General features: G+C 73.0%; 8 protein-coding genes. 7 read left to right on the forward strand and 1 reads right to left on the reverse strand.

Features of this window, described 5'->3' with window-relative positions; genetic code table 11:
- The first annotated feature begins 227 nt into the window (after nt 1-227).
- The 6 genes from LCD33_RS14630 to LCD33_RS14655 all read left to right on the forward strand — a co-directional run bounded on the left by LCD33_RS14630 (nt 228) and on the right by LCD33_RS14655 (nt 7,671).
- On the forward strand, nt 228-1,394 hold the full coding sequence (locus LCD33_RS14630; protein WP_224977946.1) for a BMP family protein: 1,167 nt from the start codon (nt 228-230) through the stop codon (nt 1,392-1,394).
- A gap of 331 nt (nt 1,395-1,725) precedes the next feature.
- Complete coding sequence (locus tag LCD33_RS14635) at nt 1,726-3,297, forward strand: ABC transporter ATP-binding protein (RefSeq protein ID WP_224955933.1); 1,572 nt, start codon at nt 1,726-1,728, stop codon at nt 3,295-3,297.
- Nucleotides 3,297-4,358 (forward strand): ABC transporter permease, encoded by a 1,062-nt coding sequence (locus LCD33_RS14640; protein ID WP_224955932.1) that lies wholly within the window; start codon nt 3,297-3,299, stop codon nt 4,356-4,358. Before LCD33_RS14635 ends, LCD33_RS14640 begins: the two co-directional genes overlap by 1 nt.
- The gene (locus tag LCD33_RS14645; RefSeq protein ID WP_224965985.1) at nt 4,355-5,611 is read left to right on the forward strand and encodes an ABC transporter permease; all 1,257 of its coding nucleotides are present in this window, start codon (nt 4,355-4,357) and stop codon (nt 5,609-5,611) included. The genes LCD33_RS14640 and LCD33_RS14645 overlap by 4 nt, the downstream gene beginning before the upstream one ends.
- Before the next feature lie 119 nt (nt 5,612-5,730).
- Nucleotides 5,731-6,108, forward strand: a complete 378-nt coding sequence (locus tag LCD33_RS14650) for a cytidine deaminase (protein WP_224955930.1) — start codon at nt 5,731-5,733, stop codon at nt 6,106-6,108.
- A gap of 285 nt (nt 6,109-6,393) precedes the next feature.
- Complete coding sequence (locus LCD33_RS14655) at nt 6,394-7,671, forward strand: thymidine phosphorylase (RefSeq protein WP_224965984.1); 1,278 nt, start codon at nt 6,394-6,396, stop codon at nt 7,669-7,671.
- A gap of 137 nt (nt 7,672-7,808) precedes the next feature.
- Here the strand turns inward: LCD33_RS14655 and LCD33_RS14660 are convergent, their stop codons facing one another.
- Nucleotides 7,809-9,014, reverse strand: a complete 1,206-nt coding sequence (locus LCD33_RS14660) for an apolipoprotein A1/A4/E family protein (protein WP_224955928.1) — start codon at nt 9,012-9,014, stop codon at nt 7,809-7,811.
- 289 nt (nt 9,015-9,303) lie between these two features.
- Here LCD33_RS14660 and LCD33_RS14665 point away from each other — a divergent pair, with 289 nt between their 5' ends.
- Nucleotides 9,304-10,392, forward strand: a complete 1,089-nt coding sequence (locus tag LCD33_RS14665; protein ID WP_224955927.1) for an adenosine deaminase — start codon at nt 9,304-9,306, stop codon at nt 10,390-10,392.
- Nucleotides 10,393-10,549 lie beyond the last annotated feature (157 nt).

The following is a 10,549-nucleotide window of genomic DNA, read 5'->3' on the forward strand; positions in this document are numbered from 1 at the left end:
CCACCCCACCCCCGTTTGGGGCCCCACAACCACCCACACCAACCCCCGGGGGGGGTTGTTTGGGGTGCGCTGGTGGTTGTTTAACCCCCCCCGGGGGGGGGGGCGCCCGCGCCCCCCTTTCCCCGGCGCGGGGCGGGGGCCGCGGTCCGCGCCCCGCGATTCGCTCCGATCCGGAGCGGTCACCGGGGCGCGGAGCTGTGCGGCGGTTTTTCGAAAGGGGAATGGCGATGCGGCGAACGGCCGGCCCGGCAGGGGAATCCGGGCGGGGGTGGCGGCGCCCCGGCGCCGCGTTGACCGCGGTGGCGCTGGCGGGGGTGCTGGCGCTGTCGGGCTGCGCCAAGGACGCCCGCGGCGGCGGGGGCGCCGTCGAAGGGCAGCCGTGCCGCACCGAGCAGGCACCGGCGGTGACCGGACCCGCCACCACGTCGAAGCGCGCCGACGCGCCCGCCCCCGACGCGAGCCGGCTGCGGGTGGGGCTGGCGTTCGACATCGGCGGCCGCGGCGACGCGTCGTTCAACGACGACACCGTCGCCGGGCTGGAGCGGGCGAAGTCCGAGATGGGGCTCGCGGAGACCAAGGAGCTCGACGCCGCCGCCGGTGAACCGGAGGACGCCAAGCAGACCCGGCTGCGCCAGCTGGCCCGCGAGGGCTTCAACCCGGTCATCGCCGTCGGCTACGCCTACGCGGACTCGGTGAAGGTGGTGGCCCCCGAGTTCCCGGGCACGAAGTTCGCGCTGATCGACGAGGAGATCGACGGCGTCCCGAACGTCACCTCTCTGGTGTTCGCCGAGGAGCAGGGCTCGTTCCTGGTCGGTGTGATCGCCGCGCACAAGTCGCGGACCTGCAGCATCGGTTTCGTCGGCGGAGTGGAGACGCCGCTGATCCAGAAGTTCCAGGCCGGTTTCGAGCAGGGCGCGAAGGCCGCCGCGCCGGACGTGCGGATCCAGACCGACTACCTCACCCCGGCCGGCGACTTCTCCGGTTTCCAGGACCCGAACAAGGGTTCCGAGGTGACCCGGGGCCAGCTCGACGCCGGCGCCGACGTCGTCTACCACGCGGCGGGCGCCTCCGGGAAGGGCGTGTTCGCGGCGGCGGCCGGGGCGGACGCGATGGCCATCGGCGTCGACTCCGACCAGTACGCGCAGCCGAACGTGGCGCAGTACAAGGACGTGATCATCACCTCGATGCTGAAGCGGATCGACCTGGCCGTGTTCGACTACCTGGCGGCCGTCGCGCGCGGCGACCTGTCCGCGGTGCCGCCGAAGTTCGACCTGTCGATGGACGCGGTCACCTACTCCACCTCCGGGGGGAAGGTGGACGACCTCACCGAGGTCGCCGACGCCTACAAGGCCGCGATCTCCCGCGGCGACATCCAGGTCAGCCCCACCCCGTGACCGCGCGGCGGGGGGGGGGGGGGGCCGGCCGGGGGGGGGCCCCCCGCCCCCCCCGTACACCCCCGCCCCCCCCCCCCCGGCCCGGGGGGGGGGCCCCCCCGCGCCCCCCCCCCGGGGGCCCCCCCCCCCCGCCCGCCCGCGCAGCAGCGCGGAACCGGGACACCAGCGCGCCCGCGCGGAAGCGGAGCGCGTGGAACCGAGCAGCACCGCGCCCGCGCGGAACCGAGCACCGCCACCGCGCGCCGGCGCGGAACCGAAGCAGCCCACCGCGCAGCAGCGCGGCCCGGAGATCCCGCCGCGCGACGGCGCGCGGCCCCGGAGACGGAGTCAGATGAGCACCACCAGACCGGACGATCCCGGTCCGCACCCTGCCGCGCCCGGCACCCCCGAACAGGGGCCGCCCGCCGTGGCGCTGCGCGGCATCACCAAGTCGTTCCCCGGCGTCGTAGCCAACTCCGACGTGCACCTGACCGTGCGCGCCGGCGAGGTGCACGCGCTGTGCGGGGAGAACGGGGCGGGCAAGTCCACCCTGATGAAGATCCTCTACGGCATGCAGTCGCCGGACGAGGGCACCGTGGAGCTCGGCGGCGAGCGGGTGCGGCTGCGCACCCCCGCCGACGCGATCCGGCACGGCGTCGGCATGGTGCACCAGCACTTCATGCTCGCCGACAACCTCACCGTGCTGGAGAACGTGGTGCTCGGCGCCGAGGGCGAGCACGGCATCGGCGCCCGGGCCCGGCGCCGCGTCGTCGAACTCGCCGCGCAGGCCGGGTTCGCGGTGCGGCCCGACGAGCTCGTGGAGCGGCTCGGGGTCGCCGACCGGCAGCGGGTGGAGATCCTCAAGGTCCTCTACCGCGGCGCCCGCACGATCATCCTCGACGAGCCGACCGCGGTGCTGGTGCCGCAGGAGGTCGAGGAGCTGTTCACCACGCTGCGCGCCATGCGGGAGCGCGGCTTCACGTTCCTGTTCATCTCGCACAAGCTGGACGAGGTGCTGGCCATCGCCGACGCGGTCACCGTGCTGCGCCGCGGCACCACCGTGGGCACCGTGCCCGCCGCCGAGGTGAGCACCCGCGAGCTGGCCGAGCTGATGGTCGGCAGCGAACTGCCCGACCCGTCCACCGGCGACTCCACCGTCACCGACCGCCCGGTGCTCACCATCACCGGGCTGTCCGCGGTGGACGGTGAGCGGGCGGTGCTGGACGACGTCGACCTCGTGGTGCGCGCGGGCGAGGTCGTCGGCATCGCGGGCGTCGAGGGCAACGGGCAGACCGAACTCGTCGAAGCCGTGCTCGGGATGCGGCCGATCAGCGCGGGCGGCATCCGGCTCGGCGACACCGACCTGACCCGGCTGTCCACGCTGCGCCGCCGCGCCGCGGGCATCGGCTACGTGCCCGAGGACCGGCACCGGCACGGCCTGCTGCTGGACGAATCGCTGTGGTTCAACCGGATCCTCGGCCACCAGACCCGCCGCCCCGCCGCGCGCGGGCCGTGGCTGGACCGGGCGGGCGCGCGCGCCGACACCGAGCGCATCGTCGCCGAGTTCGACGTGCGCACCCCCGGCATCGACGTGGACGCGGTCGCGCTCTCCGGCGGCAACCAGCAGAAGCTCGTCGTCGGCCGCGAGCTCTCCGGCGACCCGAAGCTGCTCATCGCCGCGCACCCCACCCGGGGCGTGGACGTGGGCGCCCAGGCCGGGATCTGGGCGCACCTGCGCACCGCCAGGGCCGCCGGGCTCGCGGTGCTGCTGATCTCCGCGGACCTCGACGAGCTGATCGGGCTGTCCGACACGATCCGGGTGCTGTTCCGCGGCGCGCTCGTCGCCGAAGCCGATCCGCGCACCGTCACGCCAGAACGGCTCGGCGCGGCCATGACCGGGACGACCGGGGGAGGTGCGGACTGATGGGGGAGAAGCGCTCGACCCTGCTGCCGCCGGTGCTGGCGATCGCGTTCGCGGCGGTGCTGTGCGGCCTGGTGCTGCTGCTGTCCGGGGCGAACCCGATCGCGGCGCTCGGCGAGATGATCACCCAGGTGGGTCGCGGCACCACGGCCGTGGACATCGTCAACACCGCGGCCGCCTACTACCTGGTGGCGCTGGCCGCCGCCGTCGGGTTCCAGATGAACCTGCTCAACATCGGTGTCGAGGGCCAGTACCGGCTCGCGGCGTGCGTGGCGGCCATCGTCGGCGGCTCGCTGAGCCTGCCGTTCGGGGTGCACGCGCTCGTGGTGGTCGTCGTCGGCGCGGCCACCGGTGCCGCGTGGGCCGGCATCGCCGCGCTGTTGAAGGTCTACCGCGGCGTGTCCGAGGTGATCTCCACGATCATGCTGAACGTGCTGGCGGGCGGCGTGATCGCGTTCCTCGTCAAGCAGTTCGGCGAGCTGCGCGGCAACACCCAGGGCACCGCGCTCATCGGCGAATCCGGGCAGGTGCCGGGAATTCCACTCGGCTCGGCCGGAACCGTGTTCGGGCTGGTGCTGCTGGCCGTCGCGGTCGGCGTCGGTTACTGGGTGCTGCTCGGCCGCACCCGGTTCGGGTTCGAGCTGCGCGCCACCGGGCTGTCGCCGACCGCGGCGCTGGCGGGCGGGGTGAGCTCGAAGAAGATGGTGCTGGGCGCGATGCTGCTCTCCGGTGCCGTCGCGGGCCTCGCCGGGCTGCCGGAGATCCTCGGCCGCGACCACACGTTCACCATCACCTTCCCCACCGGCTACGGCTTCGCCGGGCTGGCCATCGCGCTGCTCGGGCGCAACCACCCGGTGGGGGTCGCGTTCGGCGCGCTGCTGTGGTCCTTCCTGGACAAGAGCTCGCTGACGCTGGACAACATCGGCGTACCGAAGGAGATCGTGATCATCTTGCAGGGCACGATCGTGCTGTCGGTCGTCGTCGCCTACGAACTGGTGCGCCGCCGCAGGCTCGACGCCGAGCAGCGCCGCGTCGGCCAGGTCCTGTCCGGAGGTGCGGTATGACCGCCACGCTCACCCCCGACATCGCCCCGCCGGTGGCGCGGCGGCGCCCGATGCCGGGCTGGGGCCGCGCGATGCTGTGGGTCGCCGTCGCGGTCGTCGCGGTGTCCTTCACCTCGTACGCGACCGGGCTGCCGGAGCTGACCGCCTCCGGCACCGTGCAGTCCGCGGTGCGCCTCGGCGTGCCCATCCTGCTCGCCGGGCTCGGCGGGCTGTGGGCCGAACGCGCCGGTGTGATCAACATCGGGCTGGAGGGCATGATGGTCCTCGGCACCTGGGGCGGAGCCTGGGCCGGGTACCAGTGGGGGCCCGTCGCGGGGCTCGTCGCCGCGGCCGCGTTCGGCGCCGTCGGCGGCCTCGTGCACGCCGTGGCGACCGTGAGCTTCGGGGTGAACCACATCGTCTCCGGCGTCGCCGTCAACCTGCTCGGGCTCGGCGTCACCCAGTACCTGGCGAGCCTCGTGTTCGAGCCGATCTCGCAGAACCCGCGGGAATCACCGCCGGTGCCGAAGTTCGACACCTACTCGGCCTACCCCTTCGGGGAATGGTTGCGCTCGCTGGAATCCCTGCAGCGGGTGGGGATCTCCGACGCGGCCGGCATCATCGGCGGGCTCGTCACCGGGGTGTCGCCGCTGACCATGCTCGCGTACCTGCTGGTGCCGGTCAGCTACCTGGTGCTGTGGCGCTCGCCGTTCGGGCTGCGGCTGCGGTCCTGCGGGGAGAACCCGGTCGCCGCCGCCTCGCTGGGCGTGCCGGTGCAGCGGTACAAGTACCTCGCGGTGATCGTCTCCGGGGCGCTGGCCGGGCTCGGCGGGGCCGCGCTCATCCTCAACCCCGGGCAGGCCGGATACCTGGAGAACCAGACCAACAACCGCGGCTACATCGGACTCGCGGCGATGATCTTCGGGAACTGGCGGCCGGGCGGGCTGCTCGGCGGGGCGGCGCTGTTCGGCTACTCCGACGGGCTCCAGCTGCGCAGCGGCGAGACCACGGTGCACGCGCTGTTCTACGCGGCCACGCTGGTGCTGCTGGTCGTCGCGGCCGTGCAGGTGTACCGGCGCCGGTGGTTCGGCGCGGGCACCGCCGCGGTGAGCGCCGCCGTCACGTACTCGGTGTACTGGTACACCGACGAACTGCCGGAGGAGCTGACCGCCTACACCCCGCACCTGGTCACCCTCGTGGTGCTCGCGGCGGCCGCGCAGCACCTGCGGCCACCCGCCGCGATCGGCGTCCCGTACCGCCGCGGCGAGGACTGACCGCGCGTCCGCCGACCGGTCCCGGGCACCGCGCCCGGGGCCGGTCCGCACGGCGGCAGCATTCCCGCGGCGCACGTGCGAAGGTCGTCGGGAAGATCGGAACCAGCTCGGGAGCGGATGTGGACACCATCAACTGGGAGGCCCTGCGGGCCGCGGCGGTCGAGGTCGCGGCGAAGGCGTACTGCCCCTACTCGAAGCTCCAGGTCGGTGCGGCCGCGATCTGCGACGACGGGCGGCTCGTCGTCGGCTGCAACGTGGAGAACACGTCCTACGGGCTGACGCTGTGCGCCGAGTGCACGATGGCCGGGCAGCTGCGGCTCACCGGCGGCGGCCGGTTCGTCGCCGTCGCCTGCCGCAGCGGCGAGGGCGAACTGCTGATGCCGTGCGGGCGGTGCCGCCAGCTGCTGCAGGAACTCGGCGGCCCGGACTGCCTGGTGGACACGCCGCGCGGTGTGCTCCCCATGAGACAAGTCCTCCCGGACGCCTTCGAGCTGTGAAAGGCCTCCCGGGTCGTCTTGCTGGGCGGGGTGGGTGGCGGAACCTCAGCGGCTTCCTCGCTGCGGGATCGATTTCACCGGTGGCTCCGCCACAGGAGAAATCGCTGTCCTCGCGAGGAAACCGCTGAGAACCCGCTGCGGTGCCGGTTGCTCTGGTGGTCGCCGCTCAGCGGCTTCGCCGCTGACAGGAACGGGCCGGGGGTTCTTCGGTGTCGCGGGGGGTGGGGAAGTGATCTGATCGGGATGGCGCTCGGCAGCGGGTCGGGCTCGGTGGAGGGGAATGGCATGGCGCACTCGGTGGTCGACGTGATCCGGGCGAAGCGGGACGGCGGGCGGCTCGCCGACGAGCAGATCGACTGGGTGGTGGACGCCTACACCCGGGGCGCGGTCGCCGACGAGCAGATGTCCGCGCTGGCCATGGCGATCCTGCTGCGCGGCATGGACCGCGCCGAGATCGCCCGCTGGACCGCGGCGATGATCGCGTCCGGGGAACGGCTGGACCTCGGCGGCCTGCCCCGGCCCACCGTGGACAAGCACTCCACCGGCGGCGTCGGCGACAAGATCACGCTGCCGCTCACCCCGCTCGTCGCGGCCTGCGGCGCGGCGGTGCCGCAGCTGTCCGGACGCGGCCTCGGGCACACCGGCGGCACGCTCGACAAGCTGGAATCGATCCCGGGCTGGCGGGCCGGGCTCACCGCCGCCGAGATCCGCGCGCAGCTCGGTGAGATCGGTGCCGTGGTGTGCGCCGCGACCGAGGGCATCGCGCCCGCCGACCGCAAGCTGTACGCGCTGCGCGACGTCACCGGCACCGTCGAATCCATCCCGCTGATCGCCAGCTCCATCATGAGCAAGAAGATCGCCGAAGGCGCCGGATCGCTGGTGCTGGACGTGAAGTGCGGCTCCGGCGCGTTCATGAAGGACCAGCGGCAGGCCCGCGCCCTCGCCGACGAGCTGGTGTCCATCGGCACCGCGCACGGGGTGCGCGCCAGCGCGCTGCTCACCGACATGTCGGTGCCGCTGGGCGTCGCCGTCGGCAACGCGCTGGAGGTCGCGGAGTCCGTCGAGGTGCTGCAGGGCGGCGGGCCGGCCGACGTCGTCGAGCTCACGCTGGCCCTGGCGCGCGAGATGCTCGCGCACGCCGGTCTGTCCGATGTGGACCCGGCCGAGGTGCTGGCTTCGGGGAAGGCCTACGACGCGTGGCGCACGATGATCGGCGCGCAGGGCGGCGACCCGGACGCCTCGCTGCCGCGCGCCGCCCACGTGGAGACCATCCCCGCACCGGAGGACGGCGTGCTGTCCACGTTGGACGCCTACGCGGTCGGCCTGGCGGCGTGGCGGCTCGGTGCCGGGCGGGCCCGCAAGGAGGACCCGGTGCGGCACGCCGCGGGCGTCCGCTGCCTCGCCAAGCCCGGTGACCGGGTCACCGCGGGCGCCCCGCTGCTGGAGCTGCACACCGACGAACCCGACCGGATCCCCGCCGCCCGCGAGGCGCTGACCGGCGCGATCACCGTCGCCGCCGCGCACGCCCCGGCCGATCTGATCATCGACACGATCCGGCCCTGACCGCCCGGGCGAACGGCCCTCCCACCCGATCGACGCGGGCGAGCGGGCCGCGCACCCGGTGCGGGAACGCGGCAGGGGGGGGGCTCCCGGAGGAACCGCGGCCCTGTGCTGCTGCGGAGATCAGTCGTGCTGCGAGATCAGGCGCTCTCGGCGGCGTAACCCTCGTCGGAGGAGTCGTCGGAGCCCAGCGCCTTGGTGTCGCCGTCGCGCTTGGCGCTCTTCGAGCGACCGCGGCCGCGCTGCTGGCGGGGCAGCGTGGTGGGCGGCGGCGGGCTGGACGGGCCGCTGCCGCCGAGGATCAGCTCGGCGAACGTGGCCATGGCCTCGTCGAGCTGGCCGGCGTGCTTGCGCTCGGTCTCCTCGCTGGCCTCGCGCACCATCGAGTTCACCGCGTCGGAGTCCGGGCGGGACGCGAGGGTGCCGCTGATCTGCGACAGGTTCTGCGCCAGCGTGCCGCCGAGCTCGCCGAGCCCGGTCTTGACGCCCTCTTCGACCGTGTCCAGCCGGGTGCTGACGCCCTGCTCGACCGCTTCGATGCGGGTGTGCACGTTGTCCTCGACGTTGTCCAGCCGCCCGGAGACGCGGTCCAGCCGCTCGGTGAGCTGTTCGAGGCGCTCGGCGAGCTTGTCGAGCTTGTCCGTCGGGTCCACCGCGGGGCGCTGCGCGAGGGCGTCGATGCCGGTCTGCAGCTGGTCGCGGCCACCGGTGACGGCTTCGGTGACGGCGTTCTGCACGCCGCTGCCGGTCTCGGTGACGGCGCGCTGCAGCGTCTCGCGGGTGCCGTCGAGGTGCTCGTGCACGCCCTCGTCGATCTCGGCGAACCGGCCGCGGAGGCTGGTCTCCAGGCCGTCGATGCGCTCGCGGACCGGGACGGTGACCGAACCGGGCAGCGCTTCCAGGCGGGAGTCCTGCTTGTCCAGGTGGCCGCCGAGCTCGTCCAGGCGCTTGTGGATGTGCGCGAGCTTGTCCTCCAACCCGTCCATCCGGCCGGCGACGCCGTCGAAGCGGCCGGACACGCCGTCGAGGCGGCCGTCGAGCTGCGCGAAGGGCTTGGCGAGCTTGTCGAACAGGCCCTCCACCGCTGCCTTGACGTCACCGATCACGCCGTCCTGGGCGTCGATCTTGGTGAGGGCTTCGTCGACGCGCTCGGTCAGCACGCCGAGCTCGGTGCGGTCGGGGAGTTCGGACAGCCGCTTGCGAACCGAGCCCAACGATTCCAGCGGAGACATCCGGGCGTGGATCTCGTCGAGTGCGTCGAAAATCTGCTGCTGCTCGCTCTCGCGGATTTCGGCCGCACGCGTGAGCATGTTCCGCATGCGGTCGAAGGACATGTTCTCGTTCACGGCTCGGACGTCCTTCGTCGAGGGGCAGGGTGAGGACTAATGGAGCGTAGCTAGTCGTTTCCCGCGTTCCCAGCCACCCCCGGATACATTGAGTGAGCTTCGGGTGAACCATCACTCCGAAAGGTTGCCGGGAACTGGGCCGTTCAGACCAGCGGTGCTGTATGTCAATAGGTCGCTGGAGTTGCGCTTGGTCTTTCCGGGTGACTTCCCTGGCGACGTGCATTCGGGTGGTCTTCGGCATCGCCGCCGCCCGCTCAGGACGACCGTGGCCGGGTTGTAACGTAGTGCCATGTCAACACCGGTGAGCTTGGACACGATCCGACTGGCCCCCAAAGTCCTGCTGCACGACCACCTCGACGGCGGTCTGCGTCCGCGGACGGTGATCGAACTCGCCGACGCGGCCGGTTACGAGGGCCTGCCGCACCAGGACGCGGACGCGCTCGGCGCGTGGTTCCGGGAAGCGGCCGATTCCGGCTCGCTGGAGCGCTACCTGGAGACGTTCTCGCACACCGTCGCGGTCATGCAGACGGCCGATGCACTGCGCCGGGTCGCCGCCGAATGCGTCGAAGACCTTGCCGCCGATGGGGTGGTCTACGCGGAAGTCCGCTACGCCCCGGAGTTGTTCCAGGAAGGCGGACTGACCCTGCCCGAGGTCGTGGAATCCGTGCAGGAGGGATTTCGCGAAGGCGAGCGCCGTGCGGAATCGCAAGGAAAACTTGTCCGGATCGGAACATTGCTCTGCGCGATGCGGCAGAACGCCCGCTCGGCGGAAATCGCGGAGCTCGCGGTCCGCTACCGCGACGCGGAAGTGGTGGGCTTCGACATCGCCGGCCCGGAGGCCGGGTTCCCGCCCACCCGGAACCTGGACGCCTTCGAGTACCTGCGCCAGCAGAACGCGCACTTCACCATCCACGCCGGTGAGGCGTTCGGGCTGCCGTCGATCTGGGAGGCCATCCAGCACTGCGGCGCCGAACGGCTCGGGCACGGCGTGCGGATCGTCGACGACATCAAGGTCGACGAGGACGGCGAGGTGCACCTGGGCAGGCTGGCGTCGTACGTGCGGGACCGGCGCATCCCGCTGGAGATGTGCCCGTCGTCGAACCTGCAGACCGGCGCCGCCGACTCGCTGGCCGAACACCCGATCGGGCTGCTGAGCCGGTTGCGGTTCCGCGTCACGGTCAACACCGACAACCGGCTGATGGGCGACTGCACGATGTCCAGCGAGTTCGCCGCGCTGCACGAGACCTTCGGCTACGGCTGGACCGACATGCAGTGGTTCACGGTGAACGCCATGAAGTCGTCGTTCCTCGGCTTCGACGACCGGCTCGCGATCATCAACGACGTGATCAAGCCGGGGTACGCCACGCTGCTGGGCTGACCGCCCTCGGCGTCCTGCTCCAGCTGCGGAGCGGAGAACGGGCCCCCCCCCCCCGGGGGGGGGGGGGGGGGGGGGGGGGGGGGGGGGTTGGGCGGGGGGGGGGGGGGGGCGGGGCCGCCCCGTGGGGGCCGGGCCGGCCCCCGGGGGGGGGGGGCGG

The organism is Saccharopolyspora sp. 7B (assembly GCF_020177435.1).
GTDB lineage: Bacteria > Actinomycetota > Actinomycetes > Mycobacteriales > Pseudonocardiaceae > Saccharopolyspora_C > Saccharopolyspora_C gregorii.

What these genes read in the sequence shown, in the direction of transcription:
- LCD33_RS14630 (WP_224977946.1), top strand. Translation starts at nt 228, where the DNA reads ATGCGGCGAACGGCCGGCCCGGCAGGGGAATCCGGGCGGGGGTGGCGG.
- LCD33_RS14635 (WP_224955933.1), top strand. Translation starts at nt 1,726, where the DNA reads ATGAGCACCACCAGACCGGACGATCCCGGTCCGCACCCTGCCGCGCCC.
- LCD33_RS14640 (WP_224955932.1), top strand. Translation starts at nt 3,297, where the DNA reads ATGGGGGAGAAGCGCTCGACCCTGCTGCCGCCGGTGCTGGCGATCGCG.
- LCD33_RS14645 (WP_224965985.1), top strand. Translation starts at nt 4,355, where the DNA reads ATGACCGCCACGCTCACCCCCGACATCGCCCCGCCGGTGGCGCGGCGG.
- LCD33_RS14655 (WP_224965984.1), top strand. Translation starts at nt 6,394, where the DNA reads ATGGCGCACTCGGTGGTCGACGTGATCCGGGCGAAGCGGGACGGCGGG.
- LCD33_RS14665 (WP_224955927.1), top strand. Translation starts at nt 9,304, where the DNA reads ATGTCAACACCGGTGAGCTTGGACACGATCCGACTGGCCCCCAAAGTC.